The sequence below is a fragment of the Paenibacillus sp. CF384 genome, assembly GCF_900106745.1.
GTDB lineage: Bacteria > Bacillota > Bacilli > Paenibacillales > Paenibacillaceae > Paenibacillus_Z.
The window spans coordinates 38,044-62,840 of record NZ_FNNV01000001.1; the positions used below are offsets into that span (position 1 = coordinate 38,044).

General features: G+C 47.4%; 28 protein-coding genes. 18 read left to right on the top strand and 10 right to left on the bottom strand.

Annotated features, from left to right (window positions below; all coding sequences use genetic code 11):
- The first annotated feature begins 37 nt into the window (after positions 1 to 37).
- Together BLW29_RS00200 and BLW29_RS00205 are read left to right on the top strand one after the other, a co-directional pair.
- Positions 38 to 634: a TetR/AcrR family transcriptional regulator gene (locus BLW29_RS00200; protein WP_090975322.1), complete on the top strand. Its 597-nt coding sequence runs from the start codon at positions 38 to 40 to the stop codon at positions 632 to 634.
- Positions 635 to 711: 77 nt separating this feature from the next.
- Positions 712 to 1,533: an SDR family oxidoreductase gene (locus BLW29_RS00205; RefSeq protein WP_090975323.1), complete on the top strand. Its 822-nt coding sequence runs from the start codon at positions 712 to 714 to the stop codon at positions 1,531 to 1,533.
- Positions 1,534 to 1,604: 71 nt separating this feature from the next.
- On the opposite strand, the gene BLW29_RS00210 is transcribed toward BLW29_RS00205, so the two are convergent.
- The 7 genes from BLW29_RS00210 to BLW29_RS00240 form a co-directional block, all read right to left on the bottom strand.
- Positions 1,605 to 2,450, bottom strand: coding sequence for an alpha/beta hydrolase (locus tag BLW29_RS00210; RefSeq protein WP_177186407.1), 846 nt, complete (start codon positions 2,448 to 2,450; stop codon positions 1,605 to 1,607).
- Positions 2,451 to 2,593: 143 nt separating this feature from the next.
- Complete coding sequence (locus BLW29_RS00215) at positions 2,594 to 3,268, bottom strand: Crp/Fnr family transcriptional regulator (protein WP_256208242.1); 675 nt, start codon at positions 3,266 to 3,268, stop codon at positions 2,594 to 2,596.
- 32 nt (positions 3,269 to 3,300) lie between these two features.
- Positions 3,301 to 5,022: a sensor histidine kinase gene (locus tag BLW29_RS00220; RefSeq protein ID WP_090975325.1), complete on the bottom strand. Its 1,722-nt coding sequence runs from the start codon at positions 5,020 to 5,022 to the stop codon at positions 3,301 to 3,303.
- Positions 5,019 to 5,789, bottom strand: coding sequence for a response regulator transcription factor (locus tag BLW29_RS00225; RefSeq protein ID WP_177186408.1), 771 nt, complete (start codon positions 5,787 to 5,789; stop codon positions 5,019 to 5,021). Before BLW29_RS00225 ends, BLW29_RS00220 begins: the two co-directional genes overlap by 4 nt.
- A gap of 22 nt (positions 5,790 to 5,811) precedes the next feature.
- Positions 5,812 to 6,939, bottom strand: a complete 1,128-nt coding sequence (gene msrB / locus BLW29_RS00230; protein ID WP_090975327.1) for a peptide-methionine (R)-S-oxide reductase MsrB — start codon at positions 6,937 to 6,939, stop codon at positions 5,812 to 5,814.
- Between the two features lie 34 nt (positions 6,940 to 6,973).
- Entirely contained in the window at positions 6,974 to 7,519 is a 546-nt protein-coding gene (locus BLW29_RS00235) for a TlpA family protein disulfide reductase (protein ID WP_090975328.1), read from the bottom strand.
- A gap of 38 nt (positions 7,520 to 7,557) precedes the next feature.
- Positions 7,558 to 8,271 (bottom strand): cytochrome c biogenesis CcdA family protein, encoded by a 714-nt coding sequence (locus tag BLW29_RS00240; RefSeq protein ID WP_090975329.1) that lies wholly within the window; start codon positions 8,269 to 8,271, stop codon positions 7,558 to 7,560.
- Between the two features lie 228 nt (positions 8,272 to 8,499).
- Between BLW29_RS00240 and BLW29_RS00245 the strand changes: the two genes are divergently transcribed.
- From BLW29_RS00245 to BLW29_RS00290, 10 genes are all read left to right on the top strand, one after another.
- Positions 8,500 to 9,387, top strand: coding sequence for a M15 family metallopeptidase (locus BLW29_RS00245; RefSeq protein WP_090975330.1), 888 nt, complete (start codon positions 8,500 to 8,502; stop codon positions 9,385 to 9,387).
- Between the two features lie 135 nt (positions 9,388 to 9,522).
- Positions 9,523 to 10,647 carry a copper amine oxidase N-terminal domain-containing protein gene (locus tag BLW29_RS00250; protein ID WP_090975331.1) on the top strand — a complete coding sequence of 375 codons (1,125 nt, stop codon included), beginning with the start codon at positions 9,523 to 9,525 and terminating at the stop codon, positions 10,645 to 10,647.
- A gap of 233 nt (positions 10,648 to 10,880) precedes the next feature.
- Positions 10,881 to 11,246, top strand: coding sequence for a DUF2089 domain-containing protein (locus BLW29_RS00255; protein WP_090975332.1), 366 nt, complete (start codon positions 10,881 to 10,883; stop codon positions 11,244 to 11,246).
- Positions 11,247 to 11,258: 12 nt separating this feature from the next.
- On the top strand, positions 11,259 to 11,690 hold the full coding sequence (locus BLW29_RS00260; RefSeq protein WP_090975333.1) for an SHOCT-like domain-containing protein: 432 nt from the start codon (positions 11,259 to 11,261) through the stop codon (positions 11,688 to 11,690).
- Positions 11,691 to 11,696: 6 nt separating this feature from the next.
- Complete coding sequence (locus BLW29_RS00265) at positions 11,697 to 12,029, top strand: hypothetical protein (RefSeq protein WP_143044332.1); 333 nt, start codon at positions 11,697 to 11,699, stop codon at positions 12,027 to 12,029.
- Positions 12,030 to 12,228: 199 nt separating this feature from the next.
- Entirely contained in the window at positions 12,229 to 12,885 is a 657-nt protein-coding gene (locus tag BLW29_RS00270) for a copper resistance CopC family protein (RefSeq protein WP_090975335.1), read from the top strand.
- A gap of 20 nt (positions 12,886 to 12,905) precedes the next feature.
- Positions 12,906 to 13,253: a VOC family protein gene (locus tag BLW29_RS00275; RefSeq protein WP_090975336.1), complete on the top strand. Its 348-nt coding sequence runs from the start codon at positions 12,906 to 12,908 to the stop codon at positions 13,251 to 13,253.
- A 93-nt stretch (positions 13,254 to 13,346) separates the two neighbouring features.
- Positions 13,347 to 13,688 carry a hypothetical protein gene (locus BLW29_RS00280; RefSeq protein WP_090975337.1) on the top strand — a complete coding sequence of 114 codons (342 nt, stop codon included), beginning with the start codon at positions 13,347 to 13,349 and terminating at the stop codon, positions 13,686 to 13,688.
- 185 nt (positions 13,689 to 13,873) lie between these two features.
- Positions 13,874 to 14,884 carry a lysylphosphatidylglycerol synthase transmembrane domain-containing protein gene (locus tag BLW29_RS00285; protein WP_090975338.1) on the top strand — a complete coding sequence of 337 codons (1,011 nt, stop codon included), beginning with the start codon at positions 13,874 to 13,876 and terminating at the stop codon, positions 14,882 to 14,884.
- The gene (locus tag BLW29_RS00290; RefSeq protein WP_090975339.1) at positions 14,871 to 16,085 is read left to right on the top strand and encodes a glycosyltransferase family 4 protein; all 1,215 of its coding nucleotides are present in this window, start codon (positions 14,871 to 14,873) and stop codon (positions 16,083 to 16,085) included. Before BLW29_RS00285 ends, BLW29_RS00290 begins: the two co-directional genes overlap by 14 nt.
- Positions 16,086 to 16,154: 69 nt before the next feature.
- On the opposite strand, the gene BLW29_RS00295 is transcribed toward BLW29_RS00290, so the two are convergent.
- Positions 16,155 to 17,207, bottom strand: coding sequence for an AraC family transcriptional regulator (locus BLW29_RS00295; RefSeq protein ID WP_177186409.1), 1,053 nt, complete (start codon positions 17,205 to 17,207; stop codon positions 16,155 to 16,157).
- A 135-nt stretch (positions 17,208 to 17,342) separates the two neighbouring features.
- Here BLW29_RS00295 and BLW29_RS00300 point away from each other — a divergent pair, with 135 nt between their 5' ends.
- The 3 genes from BLW29_RS00300 (at position 17,343) to BLW29_RS00310 (ending at position 19,350) form a co-directional block, all read left to right on the top strand.
- Positions 17,343 to 17,588: a hypothetical protein gene (locus BLW29_RS00300; protein ID WP_090975341.1), complete on the top strand. Its 246-nt coding sequence runs from the start codon at positions 17,343 to 17,345 to the stop codon at positions 17,586 to 17,588.
- Between the two features lie 78 nt (positions 17,589 to 17,666).
- On the top strand, positions 17,667 to 18,533 hold the full coding sequence (locus BLW29_RS00305; protein WP_090975342.1) for a sugar phosphate isomerase/epimerase family protein: 867 nt from the start codon (positions 17,667 to 17,669) through the stop codon (positions 18,531 to 18,533).
- A gap of 418 nt (positions 18,534 to 18,951) precedes the next feature.
- On the top strand, positions 18,952 to 19,350 hold the full coding sequence (locus BLW29_RS00310) for a (R)-mandelonitrile lyase (protein ID WP_090975343.1): 399 nt from the start codon (positions 18,952 to 18,954) through the stop codon (positions 19,348 to 19,350).
- Positions 19,351 to 19,422: 72 nt separating this feature from the next.
- Here the strand turns inward: BLW29_RS00310 and BLW29_RS00315 are convergent, their stop codons facing one another.
- On the bottom strand, positions 19,423 to 20,682 hold the full coding sequence (locus tag BLW29_RS00315; protein ID WP_090975344.1) for a sialidase family protein: 1,260 nt from the start codon (positions 20,680 to 20,682) through the stop codon (positions 19,423 to 19,425).
- 175 nt (positions 20,683 to 20,857) lie between these two features.
- Between BLW29_RS00315 and BLW29_RS00320 the strand changes: the two genes are divergently transcribed.
- Positions 20,858 to 21,730, top strand: coding sequence for a hypothetical protein (locus BLW29_RS00320; protein WP_090975345.1), 873 nt, complete (start codon positions 20,858 to 20,860; stop codon positions 21,728 to 21,730).
- A gap of 76 nt (positions 21,731 to 21,806) precedes the next feature.
- Here BLW29_RS00320 and spoIIP read toward each other — a convergent pair whose 3' ends face one another.
- Entirely contained in the window at positions 21,807 to 23,291 is a 1,485-nt protein-coding gene (spoIIP, locus tag BLW29_RS00325) for a stage II sporulation protein P (protein ID WP_090975346.1), read from the bottom strand.
- 173 nt (positions 23,292 to 23,464) lie between these two features.
- Here spoIIP and BLW29_RS00330 point away from each other — a divergent pair, with 173 nt between their 5' ends.
- Both BLW29_RS00330 and BLW29_RS00335 read left to right on the top strand, forming a co-directional pair.
- The gene (locus BLW29_RS00330; RefSeq protein WP_090975347.1) at positions 23,465 to 23,965 is read left to right on the top strand and encodes a hypothetical protein; all 501 of its coding nucleotides are present in this window, start codon (positions 23,465 to 23,467) and stop codon (positions 23,963 to 23,965) included.
- A gap of 122 nt (positions 23,966 to 24,087) precedes the next feature.
- A complete protein-coding gene (locus BLW29_RS00335) occupies positions 24,088 to 24,669 on the top strand; it encodes a YjgB family protein (RefSeq protein WP_090975348.1) in 582 nt (193 codons plus the stop codon).
- Positions 24,670 to 24,797 lie beyond the last annotated feature (128 nt).

Here is a 24,797-nt window from a genome sequence, read left to right on the forward strand (position 1 = left end):
GATCATTCGATCTAGTGAAGAAGAGGGGAGGCTTAACATGTTCGAACGGTACAACAAAGTGCAGAAAGCCGTCTTGGAAACTACGCTTCATCTGATCATTGACAAGGAGCTGCAAGCGACTTCGATGTCATTAATCGCCAAGGAATCGGGCGTTTCAACCGGCAATATTTATCATTACTTCAGCAGCAAGGAAGATATCATCAATGAGCTTTACAAAGCCATCGTCCTGTTCAATGGTGAGTTTGTAACGAGAAACTTGAACCAATCCGATTCCATTAAAGAGCGGTTCCAACTTGCTTGGCGAAATGTATTCGAGCTGGGGTTGAACTATCCGAAAGGTTTTCGGTTCATTGAACAATATTCGTTCTCTCCTTATATTTATGAACAGACCAAGCAGGATGCCATTAATGGCGGCTGGTGCGGTCCGATGGAGAAGCTGTATCAGGATGCGATTGCGGCAGGGATGTTTGTAGCGTTAGAGCCGCGCATGATGGTTCAGATGCATTACGGTTCGATAGTCTACATTCTTAAGTTATATCAACAGAACGGTCAGGAGCTTACTACGGAAGTCGTTGATCATGTTATTCAAGCTTCTTGGCAGGCAGTCAGCAGAGGTAAAGGTTTGAACGATTGAGTTCAGCCTTCTTCTTTTCATCACAATAGATCGAACGTTCGATTTATATAAAAATTCATAGTTGGAGGTATCATCTTATGCAACCTAAAACAATCTTTATTACCGGAACGAGCACTGGTCTTGGCAAGTTAACGGCTATTCATTTTGCAAAGCTCGGCTGGAACGTCGCTGCTACAATGCGTACACCGGAGAACGAAACCGAATTGACCGCATACGACAACATCAAGCTTTTCAAATTGGATGTGACGAATCTGGATGAAGTGAAAGCTGCCGTCGAAGATGCTATAGCAGCTTTTGGGAAAATCGACGTCGTCGTCAACAATGCAGGGATGGGGGTCTATGGCGCGCTGGAATTGGCGATGGAAGAGACGATTGATTGGCAGTTCGCCGTTAACGTTAGGGGGCCGATCAACGTCATTCGTACATTTTTGCCGCATTTCCGTTCCGTAGGGGGAGGAATGTTCATCAACATCAGCTCCTTCATGGGATTCACAACCGCTGTTCCGCTTGGCTCCCTGTATAACATGTCCAAATTTGCGCTGGAAGGCTTGACGGAAGGACTCTATTACGAGCTTAAACCGCTGAATATCGAACTTCGACTGATTGAACAGGGAGGTTCAACCGGTAACAACTTCAAGAATAACATCCGATGGAATAAAGACGAGAAGATTACTGATTATGACGAGCTCATGGATAAAATCATGGTTTTGATGAATAATAGGGATACCAGTAATTTAGATGATCCACAAACGATCGTAGATGCCATTGCGGCACAAGCCACCGGAGAGAGCGTACAATTCCGAACAGTCGTTGGCGAGGCAGGTAATAATCTGCTGAAGCTGCGAAATTCACTTCCTATCGAGGAGTACTTGGAGACGATCTTGAAAGGTTATCAATAAATCGCGGAGAGCGCTTATGTTATACATGCAAAGGGAGCATTGCCGACTATTCGGCAGTGCTCCCTTATTGTTTAACGCGTCTGAACGGAAACCGGAATCCAGTTCATGATATAATCGGCAACTTCTTGGAAACCCTTCTCGGCAATGATCCAATGGGACCGTTTGGGGAACTCTTTATACTGAGTAGTGGCTCCGGATTGCTGATTATATAGCTCAAAGTTCTTCTTGACCATCGCAGCAGGCACGATATGATCTTCTTCACCGGCAATAATGAGGAGCGGTCCTCGATTGCCATTCTTGAAGTTTACCGTAAGCGGGCTCGCGGAGTTGAAGGAAGCAAACGCGCTTTGGAAGAAGATCCTGCTTGTTTCAGGGACAGCGTAGCTGAACGCTTCTTTTTGTTCTTTGAGCGACAGCGTATTAACGAATGCAAATTGGAATTGCTCGAACGTTAATCTTGCGGTTTTTCGCCAAGGTTTAAGCAGGATGGGAGCTGCTGACTTGGATGCTGTCTTATAAGCGCCAGGGTTGATACCTTTAGTAGCAGCAGGGTCGATTGCGATACCAGCAGCACCCAAGTTGCGGTCCATAAGAATCTGAGTGATTAAACCGCCGAAGGAATGTCCAATAAGGATGGGTTTCTCCGGCAATGCCTGAATAATTCGCACATAATGGTCAACGACTTCTTTCAGGCCAAGCTTACCAAGATCTTGGGAAGGTTTGTTCCGAAGGGACTCTGTAGTCCGATCATGGTAAGGCCAGGCAGGCGCCATTGTCTCGTAACCCCGCTCGATAAAATAATTCCGCATTGGCGCCCAGCTATCCGGTGTCATAAAAGCACCGTGAATGAAGAGAATAACCGGTTTCTTCGATTGACCTGCAGTAGTATTCGTTGGATTCATAACAGCGTTGTTCATGAATGAGTTCCCCTCTCGTCTGTAGAAGTATTGGTTGATAGGTATGATCATAACAGGACGGATTGGGATGAACCGTAACTTTGTCACATAACGATAATCAACTCAAAAAACCACCTCTCAGAGGTGGTTTGGTTAACGCCTACTTACAATTCGATATAGCTTTCGAGCGCGCTTCGATTAGTAATGATGATTCTCCCTCTTGCGAGTTGAATGATCTCTTCCTTCTCCAGTAACTTTAACGACCTGCTGATTACTTCGCGGGCCGATCCCAGCTCAACGGATATGATGTCATGCGTAATATGCAGCGTATCGGATTTACCAGCTTTCTCCGACATTTGAATCAGAAATTCGGCAATACGTCCACGGATGGATTTGAAATGGATGCTGTCCAGAAGATTGGACATGATGACAATCCGATTGGCGAAGGACTTAAAGATGAATCGACGGAATGATTTATATCGGTCTGTCCAGTCTCGAAAGATCGCAACAGGAATCGCCAGCACTAAACCGGTTGTTTCTACGCAAGCGGAAGCTTCATATTCGCCTTCGCCTAGAATGCTTGTGGTCATTAGAGGACAGCAATCTCCGCCATGAATGCGATATAAGGTGATTTCCCGGCCACCGGCGCTAATTTTGTACATTCTGACTGTACCCTCTAGAATCATCATGGCATACTCTAAGATTTGTCCTTCTTCAATAATATAATTGGGTTCCATTTGCAGCACCGTGATGCCATCTTGATTCCAATCCTCTTCGGTGATCTCTGCTAAGCTTGGGAATAATGAAATAATTAGCGATAAATGTTCGGATACAATCAAGGGTTTCACCTCCGCAAGAAACTTCAGATGTACTAAGGAATAACGATTCTAACTGTTGTACCTTCGCCAGGGCGGGATTGCAGCGTGATCCCGTATTGCTCGCCGTAATAAAGCTTCAGACGCTCGTCCACGTTATTGATGCCGACACCGCCTAATTTGGGCAAGGAGAGCGTGGACTCCTCCTTGATGGCCTTAGCGCGGACGCCCGGGTCGAAACCAACGCCATCATCTTGTACGACGAATTGCACGTTCCCATCGTCGCTCGGCAGACATGTCACAAGCAAAAGTCCCGGACCTTCTTTTTCCCGGATGCCATGATAGATGGCATTCTCCACAAGCGGCTGCAATATGATCTTCGGAATGACTTTGGCAGACAAATCCGGATCGAAATGAAGGTGATAATTCAATTTATCTCCATAGCGTTCTTTCTGAATAAATAAGTATTGGGCAACGTGGTTCATTTCATTCTCCACCGTCGTGAATTCGCTGCCGCCGCTTAAGGAAAGCTGAAAGAACTTCGCGAGCGCCTTCGTCGTTGAGATCACACGCTCACTCTCATTAAACTCTGCCATCCAGACGATCGTATCCAATGTATTGTATAGAAAATGAGGATTAATCTGACTATGCAGCACGCTCAATTCGTACTTGTGCAGCGTCTTTTCCTTCGTTTCGATGTCTTGCATCAGCCGGCGCATCTCCGTCACCATCGAATTGAAATGCTGTGCGAGCCCTTGCACCTCCGTAGCACCTGTTTCTGACACACTGACTTCCAGCGTTCCCGACTTTACCTTCTGCATCGCTTGCTCGAGACGGCGAATCGGTCTGGTGATGCTTTTGGCCAAGAAAGGGGATACCAGTATAATGAGCAGCAGCAAGCCTAGTCCCACTAAGAAGAAGGAGCGGAGCAGTTGATTCCGCACTTGCTGAAGTCCGTCCAGAGAGCTGACGCCAACGAGCGTCCAATCGGAGTTTCGCAGCTTCGTCTGATTGACCCAGCGGTTGTCCGAAGCTTGATAGCCCTGCTTGGACATGCTGATCATCCGTAATTGATCCTGTTTGTCAGCGTCCGTGAAGTAAGAAGGATCATTGTGATACACAATGCCGCCACTGCTGTTAATGATAAAAGCAAACCCTGTACGGCCCAGATCTAAGTCGTTCATATAATTTTCGATGCCTTTGTACTCAATATCAAGCAGCACGACACCGAGATTACGACCGTTAGCATCTCTGATTTCTTGACTCATGGAGATGACCCAATTATTCTTGTCCATCGAAAACTTCTGCATGCGTGCGGAAGTAAGTACCGGGTTCGTGCTGTTGATCGCGGCCACATACCAGGGTTCGTTCATCATGTTGGAAGAACGAATCATGTTTAATTTGGTCTCATTGGACAGCACATAACCATCCTTGCCGATGACGACGACGGATTTGATGTTAGGATCGGATAAGAGGGCAAGATGGATGAGCTGCAGCTCGACCTGTTCGCCTTCTTTGGTTGGGCTTGATAGCGTTTGTATCGTTTGCGGATTCTGAGCCAACATCGTTGTCAGCACTTTCAACCGGTCGATATACATCTCCACTAAATTTCCGCTCTTGGAAATCGCCGAATCGGCGGATTGGATCGACTCGTTCATGACCGCACGGGAAATACCGACATAGAGTACGGTGCCGATTGTTCCGATTGTAAACACACTGATCAGCATATAGATCCACGAAATTCGAAATTGCAGAGAACGGGGAATCAGTCTTTTCACGAATGTTTGGTCCTTTCCCGATATTGAATAGGGGAGAGCCCGTATTTCTTCTTGAACGCGGCGCTATAATAGTTCGGGTTATCGAAGCCTAATGAAGTGGAGATCTCATACATCTTCATGTCCGAAGTAAGAAGCTGAAGTTTGGAACGCTCTAAGCGAATACCTAGTAAGTAATCCTGGAAGGACACATTGAATAGTCGCTTAAATAAAACACTCATATAACCAGCGCTAAACCCGACCTTATTCGCCAAAGCAGCGAGCGAGAAGTCCGGGTTTGCCACATTGTCTTCAATGATTTGAGTGATGGAAGCCTTGTGTCCCGAATCATCCGGCAATGGAAGTGTCGATTTGTACTCGCTGACCACCTGCTGAAGTTCGGACAACTGCTGTTCTTGCTGCAGCTTCTCGACTAATTTGCGCAGCACTTCATACACGTCGGCTCTGGAGACCGGTTTGAGCACGTAATCGTCTACGCCGATTTTGAGCGCGGTAACCGCATATTCGTAATAATCATAGCCGGTAATGACGGCGATCTTCGTTGCAGGCTTGATTTCCTTCGCTTTGCGCGCGAACTCTAAGCCATTCATCTTCGGAATATTAATATCCAGCAGAACAAGATCTGGACGATGGGCGAGGAAGAGCTTAAGCCCTTCTTCGCCATTATCCGCTTCTATAATTTCCGTTATATTGAACTCCTCGAAAGGCAGCAGTCGTTTGATTCCGTTCCTTACTAATTCTTCGTCTTCGACGATTAGCAGCTTATACATCGATTCAATCCCCTTGAACTGGTTATTCGACTGTAGAACGGAGGTAGCCGTACCCATCCTTCTCCATATCGTCTTGCGGAACGAATCGGATGGAGGCACTGTCGATGCAATATCGCTTCCCGGTAGATGCTTTAGGACCGTCGTCGAATACATGCCCCAGATGGATATTGCCGACCCGGCTCCGAACTTCCGTACGTACCATATTATAGCTCTTGTCTTCGTGGTAGGTCACTACGTCCGGATCGATCGGCTTCGTGAAACTCGGCCAACCGCAGCCTGAATCATATTTGTCGCGGCTCGAGAATAAGGGTTCTCCTGTTGCCACATCGACATAGATACCGGCGTCAAAGGTATTCCAATATTCATTGGAAAAAGCGGCCTCCGTTTCTTCAAGAACGGCAACTTTGTACTGAATATCAGTTAATGTCTGCTTCAGTTGTTCATTGCTGGGCCGGGAGTATAAGGATGGGTCGACTTTGACCGGCTCGTCTAGAATCGTAAGATCGACATGGCAGTAACCGTCCGGATTTTTCTCCAAATAATCTTGATGATAGTCTTCCGCCAAATAGTAATTCGTAAAAGGCTTTACTTCGGTTACGATCTTCTTCTTGTATTTCTTCTGTTCCTTCGCTACAACCGCGTTAATGACGGACAGATCGCTCTCTTGGGTATAATAGATCCCCGTCCTGTAATTGATGCCCACATCGTTCCCTTGTTTATTCAAGCTCGTCGGATTAATGACCTTAAAGAAATCGGTCAGCAGATCGGCAAGCGGAATGCGATCCGGGTCATACTTCACCTCGGTTGTTTCCGCGAAACCACGATCACCTTGAACGACATCTTCATAAGTCGGATCGCTTCCCGTCCCATCGGCGTATCCGACGGTTACGTCCTGAACACCGTAAATACGGGATACGTAGGCTTCAATTCCCCAGAAACAGCCGCCGGCCAAATAAATCGTTTGCAGCTTGCTTTGCGAGTAGTCAACCTTATCGTTCGGGTTCGGCGAACGCGTCGTAGTTGGTTCTGCAGATGCGCCCGTGATTGCACCTAATGAATCCCCTGGTGAGTCGTCAGGAATGAGGTTTCCGCAAGCTATTACAACTAACACTAAGAGCAAGGATAATGCGGTCATTAATAATTTCTTCATGAGAATCCCTCCCGGCTAAGAATACAGTTTGCGACTAAGAAATTTGTTTGAACGTGCTGGTGATCACATCATTAGCGTTTTGTCCCGGTGCCTTCTTGACCAGAATTCCGTCTGATCCAATGTAAAGAGAGGTCGGGTAGCCGCGTACGCCGAAAGCCTTGGCCCATTTGCCGCCTTCATCGAGCAGAACGGTTACATGGGTAGCCGTGTTTTCCGTTTGCAAGCCCTTGAACCACGCTGTAAAATCACTCGCAGATTGCTCGCCATTGTAATCTGGACTAACGATCGTAATCACCTTGAAGTCATTCGTTTGACCTGCTAACGTGTCCAAATCGTCCATGCCTGCGAGACAGATCGGGCACCAAGAAGCCCAATACTTCACATAGACCTTCTGGCCGGCGAGACCGGCTAGCGTAACTTGATTCCCATCCAGATCCTTTAGGTCAAATTTCGGTGCGGCTGTGCCTTTGTTTAACGCTGCCGCCCCGGATGGGTCTGCATTCGTATTACCGCAAGCTGACAGCAGTATCAGAAGGATGAATAGGGGAATGACATGCAGCGACCTGATTGTTGGTTTCATTCGGGTAAACCTCCTTAAATAGCGATTCTGAGCGACAATCAACTAAACCACGCGGTAATCATATTTAGCTTATTCGTCATAAGCAGTATTCCCATGACGATAAGCAGCAGGCCGGATACGACTTTCAGCTTCGGCAGGTGCTTATTGAAGGCACGTAGTCGTCCGATTAACAGGTCCGAGAACAGGGAAAGGACAATAAACGGAATCGATAAACCAAGTGCGTACACGAGCATGTAACCTCCGCCTTGAAGAGCGGACCCTTCGCTGGCCGATAAACTGAGCACTGCCGCGAGAATAGGGCCAATACATGGTGTCCAGCCAAAGCTGAAGGTGAAGCCAAGCAGGAAAGCAGAGGCAAAGCCCATTTGTCCTCTCCACGCTACTGGGAGTTTCTTCTCCCGCTGTAAGAAGAGCAGCGTAATGATCCCCGTCTGGAATACGCCGAAAACAATCACGACGATCCCGCATACTTGAGTGAACCAAGTGGTATTAATGACATGTCCAAGACTTCCCGCTCCGAAACCAAGCAGCACGAATACGAAGGAAATGCCAAGCGTGAAGAATAAGGTATTCCCGATTAGGGATGGATGGAAACGCAGCCTTCCGATCCGGACCACTTTCGCTGCACTTCCCTGTGCAGTGCCGCCGAGATTGGCTAAATACACGGGCAGCATAGGCAGGATGCAGGGAGAGAAGAAGGATAATATTCCGGCGACAAACACGCTGCCAATGAACACTTGCAAATTCAACACCGGGACCGCCTCCTTGTTGCTATTATTGTACGAGTTTCACTGCTTGAAAGGTATACACTCTAACGATGAGATTCTGTGAAATCATCATGTGTTCATCATTATTTCGTTAAAGGTATGAATCCTCATCGAAATGGGTATTTTTAATAAATCTTTAAGAATTTCAACTGCTTTATCTTTATTTGTTTTCTTTAACCTAATGAAAGAGAGATTAGGAGGAGGAAACAAGAAATGAGAAATTGGCTTTTTTTGCTTGCAGTGATCGTACTGATGGGGGTAGTCTACAACCGATTCAATTCCAATTCAGATACTGACCTGCCAATAGGACAAACCAAGAACGCGAACGAAATGCCAACTGAGGAGAATAGCCCGCCGGCAAACGAGCTGACATTCCGAATCGATGCCGACCAGGTGCACCAGGGGAACTTGCTTCTCGTGAATGAGGAAATTGCTGTACCGCCGAACCATGCGGACGCCAAAGCGGTGAACTTGTTTAAGCATCAAGAATTGGTGGACGGATTCGGTTTACTGGACAACAAGATAAGGCTGTCGCCTGAGCTGACGAAACAATTCACAACGATGATCAAGCATGCTGCCCTTGATGGCGTCAAAAACTTTCTAATCAGCAGCGGTTATCGAAGCGACAAGGAACAACAAGCGCTGTATGATCAGTTGGGTCCAGAAATCGCGGCTGTTCCCGGGCATAGCGAGCATAGCTTGGGACTTGCGCTGGACGTCGGTTCGACTACGGCACAGATGAAAGATGCACCGGAGGGGAAATGGCTCAAGCAGAATGCTTGGAAGTACGGGTTCATCGTCCGGTATCCGGAGGATAAGACGGATATTACCGGCGTCATTCATGAGCCTTGGCATATTCGGTACGTCGGGCTTCCGCACAGCGCGATCATGCAAGCAAATCATTGGGCATTTGAGGAATACTTGGATCACTTGAAAGAACGCAAATCAATCACGACAATCCTCGAGGGCAAAACGTATATCGTCTATTATTTTCCCGTAGCTTCGAATACGACGCTGCATGTGCCAACCATCGGCAATTATGAGATATCGGGGAACAATACGGATGGTGTTATCGTGACCGTATTTGATATCGTGAATTAGAGTGAAAGCTTGAGAAATCAAGATTTTTTATTATATTTTAGTAATTATTGTAAAATTCTCGAGGTTATAATGCTGAAACCTTTTGAATAAACAGTGCGTCTAGAGAGTACATCTATGTAGAAAGGAAGATTTAGAATGATGAAAAGAAGAAATCTCATGTTGTCTAGTCTTGTATTTGCAACTGTAATCTCTGCAGTCAGCGCGCCGATCGCACACGGAGCAGCCGATCAACAGGCTTCTGCCGCTGTTTCTTTTAAAATTAACGATGTGAATTATAGCAACCAAACAGGTACTCATAGTCTGACGACTGCTCCTTATATGACAAACGGAAATACAATGCTGCCGGTTAGAGCGGCAGCTGAATCTCTAGGCGCATCCATAAGCTGGAATGCCAAAGATCAGAGAATCACCTTGTCTGGGAAAAGCTTCAGCACGGTTTCTTTCACAATGAATACTGCATATGCGGTGAATGCGAAGGGAGAGAAAATCAAGCTGCCTGAGCAAGTTCGCCAGACAAAAGGCACTGTGTTCGTTCCAGCGCGTTCGCTCGCTGCACTTATGGGCGTCCGTCTACAATGGGAACCCGCAGCCCACAAGATTACGTTGACCAATCAAGCGCAAACCCCTGGCCGCATGGACTTCAATTATCAATTTAATAAGGATATGGAAGGCTGGAAGGGGGGCTTTGCCGATATGCCGGTAGATTATGATAAAGCGATTTACGAGCTGGATTATGCCCGTAACTTGCTTCCCATCGACAAGAATACGGCTAATTATGGCTTGAAGCTCACGGGACATAATCGCAGCGATGATTTGTTTATGTTTCTATCCAAAGGGATCGGCGGCTTCAAAGCCAATACTTCGTATGATGTTAATTTGAAGTTTGCAATGTACACGGAAGCCGGCGGAGGCATGAGCGGTATTGGCGGATCTCCTGCTGAATCTGTATTTCTGAAAGCCGGTATTCTGGCGAACGAACCTTTATCGGTTCTAACCTCTACTCCGGGATCGGACTATTACCGAATGAACGTGGACATCGGCAGCCAAGGAGCCGGCGGCAAGGATGTTAAAGTCATTGGCAATGCTGCCAAGCCCGATGCGGGCAAGGATGGCTATCAGCGTGTTGAGTTTGACTACAGTGCCAAGGTGACGGCCAATGCCAAAGGCGAAATTTATATTCTGATCGGAGCGGATTCCGGATTCGAAGGATTGACTACCCTTTACTTTGATGATGTCAAAGTAACCGCTCAAGCCAATTAGTCTGAACGGAATGAGTCGCCATTGGCGGCTCTTTTTTTTATTCCATCCGTGATAGACTCCCACACTTTAAATTTGTCGGCATTGTCCATGCTAAGAATGATTTGATGAAGCTTTTTATTGAGATTTCGAAAGTTTGAATCAATAAAATTAACTTATAAATTGATTTTATTGATTTTTATTATTTACAAATTGAATATGTTGATTTACACTTTGAAATAGGAAAGGAGTGGAGTATGAAGTATCCCATCCTCACACAGTGTCCGGTATGTAACCATCCCTTGCACGCCATCAAGCTTGCATGCGGACATTGCCGGACGACGATTGAGAATCATTTTGAATTATCCAAGCTGGCTCTGCTTTCGCCCGAACAGCTCCATTTTGTAATCACCTTTCTGTTGAACAGAGGCAATATTAAGGAAGTCGAGAAGGAACTGGGCATTTCGTACCCGACGGTTCGCGGCAAGCTCAATGATATTATTACAGCTCTCGGATACGATACGCGGAAGAAGCCGGAAATCGATGAGAAGAAGGTTATCTCCATGCTGGAAAGAGGCGAAATTACCGCGGATGAAGCAGTCAAGATGTTAAAGCAAGATTAAGGAGGAGAAACCATGAAAGAAGAAATTAGCAAAGTCCTCACCATGATGCAGGAAGGCAAAATTGATTCTGACAAGGCCTCGCAATTAATTGACGCGCTAACGGAGAAGCAAGCAGCTCCGGCATCAGATGCCGTTCAAGTATGGGGGAAATCCGACTATCCGAAGAAACTGTCATCGGCACCCGGTGATTATTTGAACAAAACGTTAAAATTACGAATAACTTCGCAAGACAATGATAATATCAGTGTCAATATACCGATTAAACTGGTGAAGGCCGTTCTCGGAGCAGGTCACACCGTCGCCTCCAATATTCCGCAGGCTGCGAAATACGTCAAGGATATCGATATTACGATGCTGATTGATGCCATTGAGAACGAATTGGACGGTCAAATCATTGACATTCGTTCCGGTGATAAGGATACGATCAGCGTAGTAATTGAGTGATGAGGCATGATGATCATTAAGGTGAAGAACAAGGAGCATGCTTTTACAATTCCGGTTCCATACGCGATGTTACGTTTGGGGAGCGGTATCCTGACTATGGACGTCTTCCAGCGGAGAATGAGAGGCTGGCTGATCAAGAACGAAGCACACGCGGATCGGATGGATGATGCCGAGCCGGACAGCGTAAATATCGGGATTGATCTGGTGCTGTCGATTGTCGAGAATCAAAGCACGAAACAAGCGATCACGCAGCTTATTAAGGCGCTTCAACGATGTAAAGGGACGGTTCTGGTTGATATTCGATCAAAGGATGGCACGGAAGTGCTGATTAGATTGTAGACGCAGTTTTATGATATTTTCATAAAAAAAACGATGGCAGCCGACGATTGGCTGCCATTCTCTATATCAATTCCATCATTCCGAGGTTCGGACACAAGTCACATAATGTTTAGATCTATAGCTCGAAAGAGTCATTTCAAGCGAGGAGTGACATGGTACACTTTCTGGGAGCCAGTTTTCATGAAAAGGGGATACAGATATGAACAAATTTTTCGCCATATGCCTCGTCTTATTCGTTGTTGCAATGCTACCGCAGACGGCATCTGCCCATACGGATTTGAAAGATTCGACGCCGGCCAAAGACGAGACGGTTACAACGGCACTGAGTGAGATCCAATTAACGTTTGCCACACAGATCGAACCGGTCGTTGTATTAAAGGTTACGGATGCTTCACATAAGGAAATTCCGGTCAAGGCGGAAGCCGACAAGAATGATTTGACTGGTGTATTTGAAACTCCTCTTGCGAATGGAACCTATACGGTCAATTGGCGAATTATTGGGGAAGACGGACACAATATTACAGGCGAATATTCGTTCACGGTCGCATTGCCTGCAGAATCGACTCCGGTTCCTGACAATACGGCGACACCTGAGATTGCTCCTGATTCAGGAACCGCGAACTCACAAGTGAATACGCAAACGGAACCCAATGAATCATCTGAAACTACAAACACGTCAGAGAGTGTCAATTCGTCGAATGCTGCCACGCTGTCCGCAGAGAATGTATTTCCTGAAGAAGTTATACCAGCAGCTGCCAATCACCAGAGCAACAAGAACAAAACCGTAACGGTCGTGGTTGCGGTAGGATGCCTAGTTTTGTTATTGTTCTTGTTTAGAGCCGTTATGAAAAAATAGACAGATAGGAGTCAGATAACATGATTAAAGGTGTCGGAGGTATTTTCTGGAGAACCAACAATCTTGAGGCTGTGAAAAAATGGTACAGCGATGTGCTGAAGCTTGACATATCGGAATGGAATGGGACGATGATAAAGCCGGAATCCGCCAATGAAACGATCTTTTCTCTCTTTACTGCAGAAGACAATTATTTTCCGACCGAACAGCAAGTGATGTTGAATTTCCAAGTACATAGTCTTGACGAGACTCTTGCGCATCTTGCAGATCTTGGTGTACCTCTTGCCAAGAAACCAGAGAGCAGCGATTATGGAAAGTTCGTATGGATTGCAGATCCTGAGGGCAGATTGATTGAGCTTTGGGAGAAATAATTAGGCTTGACCACTTGGTTCAAGTCCGAAAGGTGATGGTTAAGGTAAAGGAAACGGGGGGATTCAACCCCCAGAATGAAGAGGTGAATGACGATGGATGTGATCATGATTATCGTTGGCGTCACTGTATTCTTGCTTGTAGCCGTCTTAATTATTCGCACAAACCGATGGAAAACCGTTCTGACCGCGCCCGGCAATCAAGCGGAGGAAATACAAGATAAGCATGCTTATTTACACGGACGCGGTATCCGCTCCCGCATCCGCGAGCTGGAAGGTTCGTCGGCTTCTACCGGCATAGTTGCCGGCACAATGCACGCAAGAGGTTCTACTCCAGCCTTGAAATTGCAGGTCCATAAGGACGATGTTCAGCGGGCCAAGGAAGCGTTAATGGATTATACGCATGTGCTTCATACCTCACATTCTCCATTAGTATAGAATAGCAGGCAGCTGTGAAATAAGCTTTATTAGAAAATGGTTGAGCCCCCGTTGGCTCAGCCATTTTTGCATTGGTTCTTCTTCCAATAAATTCATGTTAATCTCAAATGCGGTTGACACTGCGCAAACAGTTCTGTTCTACCATTGAAGGATGGTTTCTACCCTGGCCGGGAGGTGGTAATGAGATGGCGGTGCTTCGAAGGCTTGCTCCGACGGTACTCAAGCTCGCGCTTGCGGGAATCATCGTCTTCTTCGTCTTGCGGAACGTGCCGCTGAAGATGGCGGACATTGAGTCGTTCTTGGCGCATGCGAGCTTGCGATTTTATTCGTCCATGGCCGTATTCTCGTTCTTCCTCATGCTTCAAGCAGGTATCTGGGTGTTGATCGTGAACGCGGCAGGCGAGGAATCCGGCAAGCTAAGGAACGGTGTCAAATTGCCGATGCTGGACGGATTGCGGATCTTCATCGACTCGCAGTTCGGTAAATACCTCCCCGGCGGCTTCTGGAATTATGCGGGCCGCGTCGTTCTAGCTTCACGTGCAGGTGTATCGATGAACGCGCAGCTCGCAGCCATCATCTATGAGAACGTGCTTCTCGTATCCGCGGCGCTATGCTACGCACTGATTCTGCTGGTGAGCTTAGACATTGCTCCGGCAGTATGTATATTCGGCGTGTTCGTGCTGTTTGCGCTGGCATACGTCTATTACGACAAAGGATCGGCAGCGATTCGCTCGCTGTTTGTTCGAGCATCGCGGTGGAAGCTTCTGCAGCGATTCATTGCTCGACTGTCTCCACTGCGTGGAACGGAATCAAACGTGGGACCTGCAGAAGCGGGTTTATCGAGGAACCGTTTTTTTGGCTACTTGGCGTGTTTCCTCGGTAGTCATTTCATCATGGGCATAGCATTTTGGATGCTGACAAACAGCTTCGAGCGAGGGCATATCGGCTTGTGGTACGCCGCTGGCACCTTTGCGACATCTTGGCTGCTCGGCTTGTTTAGTCCGCTGCCGGGCGGACTTGGAGTGCGCGAAGGTTTCCTGGTGTATTTCTTATCGCTCAAGCTTGGCGCCGAAACGGCGTTATATATATCCGTAATCGCCCGCTTATGGAACATCATGGCGGAAGTGCTGTTCTGGTTGGTAGTGAGAACGTTCGGTCAATTGACGAGAAGGGTGAGGACCTATGACGAAGCGTAGAAAAGTCGTTCTCGTAACGGGCGTGTTTCCGCCGGGCATTGGCGGCATGCAGAACTATTACTATAACTTGTCCATGCATAGCAAGCACACAATGACCGTTGTCGCACCAGAATATCCGGGGAGCGACAGGTTTGATCAAAAGCTCCCTTTCCGAATTCATCGCGGTTCGTTCTTGCAAGAAGAGCGAGTCAACCTAACTAGCTGGGGACGTTTGTTCCGCCAGGTTCGAAGGACACTCCGCAGCGAAGAACCGGACGTGACGTTGTACGGGTATGTGTTAATCGGATTTATCGGTCTGCTGTTCCGGGTATTCGGCGGACGTCGTTACGTTATTTCCACACATGGGATGGATATGCTCATGTTTCGGCGATTTGTGGGATTGAACGCGATCGTGAAGTTGATCTTGCGCAATGCCGACGGCGTGCTGACGAACAGCCAGTTTACGAAGAAGCTGGTGGAAGACTATGGCGTGGACCCGCGGCGAATTGGCATTGTTAATCCCGGAGTCGAGCGCGTGTTCGAGAAACAACCCATCGATCAAGATCTGGTGAGCGAGAATGGACTTGAAGGGAAATACGTGCTGTTATCGGTCGGACGATTGGTTACTCGCAAAGGCCATGATCGAGTGATTCAAGCGCTGCCGTCGATTCTGGAACGCATCCCGAACGCGGTGTACCTGATTGTCGGCGATGGGCCGGATCGGCAGCGGCTGGAACAGCTTGCACAGTCGATTGGTGTCGCGGACGAAGTGCTGTTCGCGGGCAGCGTGAGTGGAAGCGAGCGTCTAAATGCGTATTATAATCTGTCGCATCAATTCATCATGGTGAGCCGGGAGCTGGAGAAAGGCGATGCGGAAGGGTTCGGAATCGTATATTTGGAGGCGGCTTCCGCGGGATTGCCGGTTATCGCCGGTCGATCCGGCGGCGCGTCGGAGGCGGTGCTGGACGGTGTGACGGGGCTGCTGGTTGATCCACAGTCAACGGATCAAATCGCCGAGCGCGTCGTTCGTCTGGCGAAGGATACCAAGCTTCGTGAACGTTTGGTGCGTGACGGCTACAACAGAGCCAAGTCGGAGTTCCAACACGAGGTGCTGGGCGAGAAGTTTGATCGCTACATCGTAAGGATTTGCGCGCTCCCCGCACCATCGATGGCGCGTATAAGGTTGATGAGAGAGTCTGCTCGGGAGAATGTAAGGCAATAGAGTTTCTGCGGAGTTACAAGTAAAGGAGTTGTTTGCTTACAGGCAAACAACTCCTTTTGTATGGTTTCATCATGACATGCGTGTTGTACCTTCTTCACCTTTCACCAATTTGCGGTATTCCATAGGCGTAACGCCATAGATGGCATGAAACTTTCGATAGAAAAAGGTTAAATTGTTATATCCGATTGCTTTGGAAATCTCCTCAATGGTTAAATCCGTTAATTTTAACTGCAATGCCGCGTGTTTGAATTTGTGCTCTTGTACGAAGGAAGAGAAGGTTTTCCCGGTCACGCTCTTGATGATCCGGCCTAAATGCTCTGCTGAATATCCAAAGTGCTCGGCTGCTTGTTCTAATGTTAGGTTTAGATAGTTTTGATTGAGGTAGGCCAGTAAGTCCGTAATGGATATATTCGATCTTCTAACTTCTTTGTTCAAGAATAATTCGTAACGATCACTCTCTATTAGCCTGGTAAACAGAATCGTCAGATAGGCTTTGATAATCTCCGGGTTTGCTTGTTTACTTTGTAAGGATTCGCATAATAGGTTCTGAATCGTTTGTTTGATCTGCCAGTTGCCAGAGGTATGGAATAACAGAAAATTCTTCTCTCTGGAAGTATCGGTAATAATCGAAGCAATGGTCTTCCCGAGGATGTTGTCGCCAAGAATGTTGTAAATGAAAGAATCGTCAAAAAACTCATTCTTCGCCAAGAAGTTGATTAGGATATCCTTCTCGCCTACTTTGTCGATGGAGTGCTCGACATTCTTATTGAGGATAATCAAATCCCCTTCATTGAATTCAAACCGTTCTCCTTGAATCTCTTGGTAGAAGGTGCCGCTATAAACGTAATTCATTTCAAACAGGTTATGGGTATGCTTGACCATTTGGACAAACCTGGTATGCCTGGAGATGGAGAAGATTTCCCCTGTGACATGCAATCGGAGCACATCACCCTCTAAAGTGTAGTGGTACGCGGATGGGTGGGTAATGGACTTAGATGGAGTTGCCGTACTGCGAGAAAGAATACGATCTCTAATCGTTTCATCGGAGAGTTCCTGGTCTCTTAGATGCATCTCCAAATCCGTTAATTCAACTAACTTGCGATCCAATTCTTCATACGTCATGAAACCGCCTCCCACATCCATAGTATATCAGTTTTGGTTAGTCTATACGTCGACTATCGATATTGGTATAGGTGTCTATATGCGTTAGAATATCCGCAAAGGTTAGTGAAATACATCTTCATGGGGGGAATTAGGATGAACTGCAGCGTTATGGAAGATGAAATGCTGATGTTTTCTAACCAGATCGTCAGGAGCATTGTCGATGAGGTGCTGTCGGAGGGGAGAAAGGTGATCCGCATTCATACAGCCTGGCAACTGCAGCATGGTGAAATTCTGCTGTACGAATATTCGTCCATAAACTTTCCGACCAGCAATTTCACGATTCTGGACAGCTTGGAAGATTATAATCGGATCTGTGAACAAATTCACTGGGTAAAGTGAAAGTTCTAACAGATTAATTGGACGAAATAATGCTATACTGACCCTAGCAAATACTTCAACTAAAGAGAGGCGTTACTAGTGGCAGCAGAGCAAATTCGAATCGGTACGATCGTCGGCGGCAGAGACGCTGTTCAGGTGATTCCCCAAATCGCGCAGCATGGTTTCGAATCTTACAGCCTCTCGTTCGGGCAATCGACAAGCGGCATAGAGCTTAAAGAAACAGCAAAGATGATCGAAGATCTGGCGGCACAGCACAACTTCGTTATCTCTTCAGTCGGTGTATACGGAAATCCACTGACCGGTGAAGGCGACAATGCGGATACGCTAGCCAGCTGGGAACGTTTGATTGATCACGCACATCTCTTCGGAACGGACATCGTTGCCGGCTTTACAGGGAGGCTGACCGGATTATCCATCGAGGCTTCGATTCCTAAATATACGGAGGTGTTCGGTGAGCTTTCTCGCAGAGCAGATGGGAATGGTGTTCGAATTGCGTTTGAGAATTGCGCAATGGGCGGCTCATGGCATTCTGGCGATTGGAACATCGCCCTGAATCCGAGTGCATGGGAGTTGATGTTTAACGCGATTCCATCGGATAACATCGGCCTGCAATGGGAGCCCGCACATCAGATGGATTCCTTAGTCGATCCGATTCCGCAGCTGCGTAAGTGGGTGGACAAGGTGTTTCATGTTCACGGCAAAGACGCTACAATAGCTTGGGATATCGTTAGAGAGTATGGTCTTCGCGGGCCGAAGCGATTTGTATGGGATCGCACGCCGGGTTTCGGCGATACGAATTGGTCGGATATTATGACCATTCTTATGCAGGCCAACTACAAAGGAACGATCGATATCGAAGGCTGGCATGACCCCGTTTACAAGGATGAACTGGAGATGACCGGACAAGTCCATGCCTTGCATTACTTAAAACAATGCCGCGGCTGAGCTTTCGTTCCAAACCCGTTAGCTGACGGCTATAAGTAGACGTTTATGATCAAGTTAGCAACAAAGAAACGGCAGCCCATGTAGGTGCTTCCGTTTCTTTTATGTGGACAATTGTCGACGATCAATATTCCGATACTGCAGTAAAATTAACACTTTCCGGACCGACTCTTGTAACACCTACAAGTGATGCTTGGATAAATACAGTGTACGCGACATTTGCTGTATTCGGGGCATTGAAGTCCGATCCTGAGAAGGATATGACTTGCGGTCCCAGTACACGGTTAATTTATTAATATATATGCAGCCTGGATTACATAGGATTGGACAAACAACTGGATTAGGCAAGACAAAAGTTGATTAACCCCAACATTTCGATTAATATATCCCCTGTACATCACTCGATCGGAGGAAAGACATTATGGAAATCAGAAGAATCGGCTCGCAGCCTTCAGGCAAAGGGTCGTCTGAATATTTTACCGGTACGGTTCGCATCGATCCGTTGATTGAGACTGCTGATCCGGCGCGTGTAGTTGCAGCCAGCGTTACGTTTGAGCCTGGCGCTCGGACAGCATGGCATACGCATCCGCTGGGACAAACATTGATTGTAACAGCAGGTAAAGGAAGGGTTCAACGATGGGGAGGTCAAATCGAGGAGATTTGTCCCGGAGACGTTGTATGGTTTCCGCCTGGGGAGAAACATTGGCACGGCGCTTCACCAATGACGGCGATGACTCATATCGCGATTCAAGAACGTTTGGACGGTAAAGCGGTTGATTGGTTAGAGGAAGTAAGTGATGATCAGTATTCGACAGACTGATGACGGAAGACGAGAAATGGCGCCACAGCTATAATAGCTGTGACGCCATTTTTTTGATACAAGTTGCTCCTACTAAGGGATAACGATGTCGGAGTATCCGGCAAATATCGTTTGAGATCCAGGCGCCGTGCTCATCCAAGTTGCAATATAGCCGCCGGGAGGGACGCTCGTGATCGTGATATAATCGCCGATTGTGGGAACCGGGGTTGGACCGATCTGCCCCGCATTCGGGTTGAAGGAGACGTTCGTGATTCTCGTATTCGTAAACGTTTGCGCCCCATTAATGGATCGCGCCACAAACATGTCTAGATTGAAGCCATCTACCTGATTGCTGTAATACACGATATTGACTACGCCGGTTAAGGGGTCCACGTCGATGAAGGGGAAGAAGTTCTGTGAACCAGCTGGAGCTCCGGTAATGCTGACCGGTGCCGACCACGACATCCCTTCATTGGTTGATTTCGCGAGGAAGATGTCCGCGTAACCTTCTCGATTATCCTGCCACACCGCGTACACCGCACCAGTATTCGGACCGATGGAACGATCGCAGGATATACTCGGATACGTCAGTACCCTGAAACCATAGCCGGGCACCGGAAGCACGAGCGGAACCGGGTCGACGTCAGATACGATGATAGGCGGACCGAAGGTCGTACCTCCGTCTAGCGAACGACGAACGTAATAGCGATCATTCGGCGCGTTCACTGTAATCCAAGACGCATAAACAATCCCCGTTACATCTACCGTCACAGCAGGTCTCCGCACTTTATCTGTGACACTGGAGAGAAGAATTGGAGTATCCCAGGTCAAGCCGCCATCTCTCGAACGGTCTAAGAAAGCCGTAATATTGCCTCCGTTAGCGACATTGAACTGATCCGCCCTGACTACGTAAACATTGCCCAAGTAGGGGCTCGATTGTCCGTTATCGGCGATTAGGAAGGTTTCGTCATTATTTATGTACGTTCCGTAGCCAGGAGCGACTAGGATCGGTTTGCTGAAAGTTGTGCCATTATCGTTCGAAATATAGACATACGTCGATCCGAATTGATGGCCGGGGAAGACATGGGCACTGACGATAAAGGTGCTTGGAAATTTGTAAGCCACCGACGCGCATTCCGCACCGGTAAATATGCCAGGCGGAAGCGGAAGCAAGGAGGTAGTCCAGGTATCACCTCCGTTCAACGAACGATAGAGGCCTACTTTCGGCGACTCCCCGTCCGTATGATCAGTCGCAGTAGCCAGGATGATGCCTGGAATGAGAAGATTGACCGCAATGCTCGGTTCATATTTCGGCAGAATTCCAGTCGTCACTTGGAAATTAAAATTAGTCATTTGACCTCCGCCCTTTACATACATTTGACACCATTTTATTTCGTTCAAACTCGTCCTATTCCAGTAGAACTGCTCGGAAACTGGTATACAACGATAGACTAAGACTTGCGCCATTCTAATATACTTCCAGTAAGTGTTGGCTCATGAGGTCCGGGCTGAAAGGGTGAGAACGTGCATGGAAATCATACACACGATGCCATTTTTTATTCGAACGGATAATAAGGATTATGATTTGAAGCTGATGGAAACTTGTTTTGAAAGTCTGAGTTATTCGAAGAACGGCTGTGTTGTCCTCTATAATCAAGGCTGCTTAGGGGAGCAAGAGATTGAGAAGCTGCTGGCATCCTATTCCTTGAACGTTATCGTTCTGGGAGAAGGCAAGAATGTGGGAATACCCAAAGCCAGACAACGTTGTTTCGAATATATTTGGGCGAACTTCCCTGAAGTTCCGTTCATCTCGGAAATTCATCCCGACATGATTTTTCCGCCGAACTGGCATGAACCCTTGTTGAGCTATTTGGAAAACTCCAACGAACCGATGATTTCTCCTTGCATATTAACGGAGAGCGGACATTTACATCCTTATGACAACCAGAAACATCCGGTGCTGCTGGCTGAGGGATTTAATTTGGAAAACATGCTCATGATATTGAAGGAGATTAGCATGCAATTACATTCGACGGAACCGCGAGCAGGATTCGTACACCCCGTCATTCACAAATCAAGTGCACTGCGTCACATTGGGGGATACGATTATCGGTTTCTGCCAGGCAAGCAGGGCTATGAGGACGATAGCTTGCTTATAGCGTACTCCTACTATATGGGTACATTTTCGAACTGGCGTCCTAAGTGTTTGCCATCATCATGGGTCTACCATGCGGCATTGGCACAGCGGATGACTCTTGGGGATCGAGAAGAAGATTTTCAGAAAAATTTGAATGGTTTGTTTCAACAATATGGGGCATACGGATTGAAAGAATTAGCTAGGATACATGGAGAAACGCCGACCGGATATTTTCAATCGCTGTTCAATAACCAGGTGCAGTAGATGGGAACATGAAAGAACGGCAGCCAGGAATGGCTGCCGTTTCTATGCGTTCGAGGGCTTGAGCACGAATAGCCAATTATTGGCCGCTCAAACGAATTTGATTAATGGCTTGCGCCAAAATATCCATCGTTCGATTCGATTCCGCCAATGTATTAGCGGTACCGCCGACTTCGATTAATGCGCTGGTTGGCGAGTAGTTCTGATTATACCACCCATTGCCGACGCTGCTATCTTTATAGTAGATTCCTCTGGACAGTCCAGGGTAATTAGCCGTGATCAGCGCTTGTATTTTCTTGGCGAAGGCAGCATTCTGCTTCCAATTCGGATTCTCCAGCCCGATGACAAAATACAATTTAGCGTAATTCGATCCGCGAATAGTAACGGTTGTCTCGCTTCTGGGGCTCGTATCACGATGAATATCGAATAAATATTTGATTTGCGGATGCAGAGATAATTGATTCTTGATCGATTTCTCCGAGTAAACATACGATTTCCCATAATTGAATTGGCTGCCATAGATCGATGCATAGTCGTAAGAAGTATGATAGACCTCCGCGCCAAGCGCTTGCAGCACGCCTGTCAACCGTGCGCCTAACATCGCGACATTGGTTGTCGCGTTGTATGCGAAATCGGGGTTCGTTACGCCAGGCAATTCAGGGATCCACGATTCCCGATTATGCGATTGATAAATATAAATGGCCGACTTCAATCCCGGGTTTGGCGTTGTCTTCGCTTCGAAACGAATGACCAGCTTAGACGGGTCGCCGGCGTTTTCAATTTGATCGTTCACATTTGGTTTGAGATCCGCTACGATTTGAATGGTCGATGTATCCGCTTCCTTCATTCGATAATGAATAGCTGAAACATAAGGATCGCTCGGAGAAATGTTCGACACCTCACCCCACGCATTCTCGGGTGGCTCGCTTATTGTCCCATTAAACGTTACGCCCGGCAGATCGATGACCAAACGATCGGGGTCGGTTGACGTGGAGACGATAGGAGAGAAGTTCCCGCTGGTTCCGATCGTTAAACGATGATCGGCGAATCGAATGGATTCAAGCGAAGGATATTGATCCGGAGGGATTGCCGGCACGTTCGGATCGGTAGCGGGATCGCTGCCGGATACATCGCTATTCGTTCTCCATAAACGGACAGCGTAAGCTGACGCGTCCCACTTCACGAGAAGACCCAAGTTCTCGGCGACGAAACGAATCGGCAGCAGCGTTACTCCATTAATGACAATTGGCGGCTGCTCCAAACGCAGCATTTTTCCATCCTGAATCGCATAGGTACCGTTGATCGGTAGGACGATTGTCGTCTTATCGCCCTCAAGAGTCGCAATCTGGCTCTTCTTATTCCATGTAACGTTTACACCTAAACTATCCGCAATGACGCGAATGGGTACCATCGTGGTCTGATTGACCATGCGTGGGGCAACTGTGGAACTTAGCTGTTGTCCTTCTAGAAACAATTTAATCGTTGCAGGTGCTGCATAAGAAGCCGTAGGAGTACAAGTAAGCAGGAACACAAGCGATAACATGGCAATAATTGTTCTTTTCATCTTACACCTCTAATCTAGTTGTCCAATTCTAGCAGCCTAAAAAAACGATAGCCTCTTAAAAATAAGAAACTTTCGCCATTTTCTCAATGCTATAATTTTGGTAATAAGTGTACAGGGCGGAAATGCAAGTGCTTGAATAGATTGTATTACCTGTAGAAAAGAGGTGATGATTGATGGCTGTTAAAGCAAAAATGACCAAGAACAGCGCCAAACAATGGGTAGGTCAACCGGTGTTTATCGAACTTATCGACGGCAGCTCTTATTGGGGTTTGGTCACAGATGCAAAGAGTGGACAATTGATATTGTCCGGCCAGAGAAGTCCTCGGAAAACAAAGCTGAGTACGACCAAACGCGGAGGTAAAGCTGAGATTTCCAGTTTTATTCCCGGACTGATGGGGTCCTTGGTTGGAGGCGGTTCGATGTTTGGCAAAGGTATCTTTTCCGGTGCAGGTGGCTTCGGCGGAGGAAGCCTGGCAAGCGGAATATTAGGCGGTGGAGGCCTAGCAAGCGGATTATTAGGCGGAGGAAACTTGGCAAAATTAGGTGGAAGCTTTGGGAGCGTCGAAAGTGTTATGGGCTTAATGGGGAATATGGGCAAAACATTTCCAGTGATGAAGATGGGCTACGGGATGATTAAATCCATTATGCCGATTATGAACATGTTCAAGGTTTAAGGGCAGCGAATTTGTGCATGCATGAAATGGTCGTTCGTGATAATCATTCCTGCGCAGGGGCAACTTAACGGGGAGGAGCTGGATATGCAGCTCGACCACGCTACGCAGGAGGTTGCTCAATCATGAATCGAATATTACGTAATGCGCCAGCCGTATTATTAGCCGGCCTTTTACTAATGACCGGACTTACCGAAGCTGCTCAGGCTAACGCCAGTGAAGCTGCAAAGCCGATGCGGCAAATGAGCGCGTCAGATGCGGCCATGGCGAAGAAGCTGCTGAACAGCTTCTATAAGCCTGCGCTGAACGGCAGGTTTCCCGGCTCGGTGAACGGGGTGAAAGTCGGGGTAAGTACCCGGAAGAACGTGCTTGGCATCATCGGCCAGCCAGACAAGACGAGAACGGATGCGGACGGATTCGACATGTACTCGGCCGAGATGGGGCATCCCGGGTATGCCGTCGCTTATAAGTTGAACAAGGTTCGGGAAATCCGCTACTTCGGGACAAATGTGGAACGAGAGACGAATATCGGCGGAATAACGAAACGTATGCTCTTCGCGGCTTGGGGTGCACCTTCCGCATCGGTCAAGATTCGCAATGGCTCCTTGGTGCAGCAGAAGATCACGTACAACCGCGGACCCTATAAACTGGCGTTTATATTCAATTCCGGCACGAATCTCGATCACATTAATCTGTTGAAACGTTAATGAGATCCGAACAACGCTCAATTAACCGCCTCCATAAGAGGCGGTTTTTTGGTGCTTATGATTGTTACTCCATATGATTTCTTTAACCTGTGGTAAAATGAAGTTATCTATAAACAGGAGGGACTCTT

Bases quoted from the DNA above. Each gene is read 5' to 3' on its own strand.
- BLW29_RS00330 (WP_090975347.1), top strand. From the start codon at position 23,465: ATGGCTGTTAAAGCAAAAATGACCAAGAACAGCGCCAAACAATGGGTA.
- BLW29_RS00300 (WP_090975341.1), top strand. From the start codon at position 17,343: ATGAACTGCAGCGTTATGGAAGATGAAATGCTGATGTTTTCTAACCAG.
- BLW29_RS00335 (WP_090975348.1), top strand. From the start codon at position 24,088: ATGAATCGAATATTACGTAATGCGCCAGCCGTATTATTAGCCGGCCTT.
- BLW29_RS00285 (WP_090975338.1), top strand. From the start codon at position 13,874: ATGGCGGTGCTTCGAAGGCTTGCTCCGACGGTACTCAAGCTCGCGCTT.
- msrB (WP_090975327.1), bottom strand. From the start codon at position 6,939: ATGAAGAAATTATTAATGACCGCATTATCCTTGCTCTTAGTGTTAGTT.
- BLW29_RS00320 (WP_090975345.1), top strand. From the start codon at position 20,858: ATGGAAATCATACACACGATGCCATTTTTTATTCGAACGGATAATAAG.
- BLW29_RS00295 (WP_177186409.1), bottom strand. From the start codon at position 17,207: ATGACGTATGAAGAATTGGATCGCAAGTTAGTTGAATTAACGGATTTG.
- BLW29_RS00280 (WP_090975337.1), top strand. From the start codon at position 13,347: ATGGATGTGATCATGATTATCGTTGGCGTCACTGTATTCTTGCTTGTA.
- BLW29_RS00275 (WP_090975336.1), top strand. From the start codon at position 12,906: ATGATTAAAGGTGTCGGAGGTATTTTCTGGAGAACCAACAATCTTGAG.
- BLW29_RS00235 (WP_090975328.1), bottom strand. From the start codon at position 7,519: ATGAAACCAACAATCAGGTCGCTGCATGTCATTCCCCTATTCATCCTT.
- BLW29_RS00245 (WP_090975330.1), top strand. From the start codon at position 8,500: ATGAGAAATTGGCTTTTTTTGCTTGCAGTGATCGTACTGATGGGGGTA.
- BLW29_RS00310 (WP_090975343.1), top strand. From the start codon at position 18,952: ATGGAAATCAGAAGAATCGGCTCGCAGCCTTCAGGCAAAGGGTCGTCT.
- BLW29_RS00200 (WP_090975322.1), top strand. From the start codon at position 38: ATGTTCGAACGGTACAACAAAGTGCAGAAAGCCGTCTTGGAAACTACG.
- BLW29_RS00315 (WP_090975344.1), bottom strand. From the start codon at position 20,682: ATGACTAATTTTAATTTCCAAGTGACGACTGGAATTCTGCCGAAATAT.
- BLW29_RS00250 (WP_090975331.1), top strand. From the start codon at position 9,523: ATGATGAAAAGAAGAAATCTCATGTTGTCTAGTCTTGTATTTGCAACT.
- BLW29_RS00210 (WP_177186407.1), bottom strand. From the start codon at position 2,450: ATGAACAACGCTGTTATGAATCCAACGAATACTACTGCAGGTCAATCG.
- BLW29_RS00265 (WP_143044332.1), top strand. From the start codon at position 11,697: ATGATGATCATTAAGGTGAAGAACAAGGAGCATGCTTTTACAATTCCG.
- BLW29_RS00290 (WP_090975339.1), top strand. From the start codon at position 14,871: ATGACGAAGCGTAGAAAAGTCGTTCTCGTAACGGGCGTGTTTCCGCCG.
- BLW29_RS00205 (WP_090975323.1), top strand. From the start codon at position 712: ATGCAACCTAAAACAATCTTTATTACCGGAACGAGCACTGGTCTTGGC.
- BLW29_RS00270 (WP_090975335.1), top strand. From the start codon at position 12,229: ATGAACAAATTTTTCGCCATATGCCTCGTCTTATTCGTTGTTGCAATG.
- BLW29_RS00255 (WP_090975332.1), top strand. From the start codon at position 10,881: ATGAAGTATCCCATCCTCACACAGTGTCCGGTATGTAACCATCCCTTG.
- spoIIP (WP_090975346.1), bottom strand. From the start codon at position 23,291: ATGAAAAGAACAATTATTGCCATGTTATCGCTTGTGTTCCTGCTTACT.
- BLW29_RS00225 (WP_177186408.1), bottom strand. From the start codon at position 5,789: ATGTATAAGCTGCTAATCGTCGAAGACGAAGAATTAGTAAGGAACGGA.
- BLW29_RS00260 (WP_090975333.1), top strand. From the start codon at position 11,259: ATGAAAGAAGAAATTAGCAAAGTCCTCACCATGATGCAGGAAGGCAAA.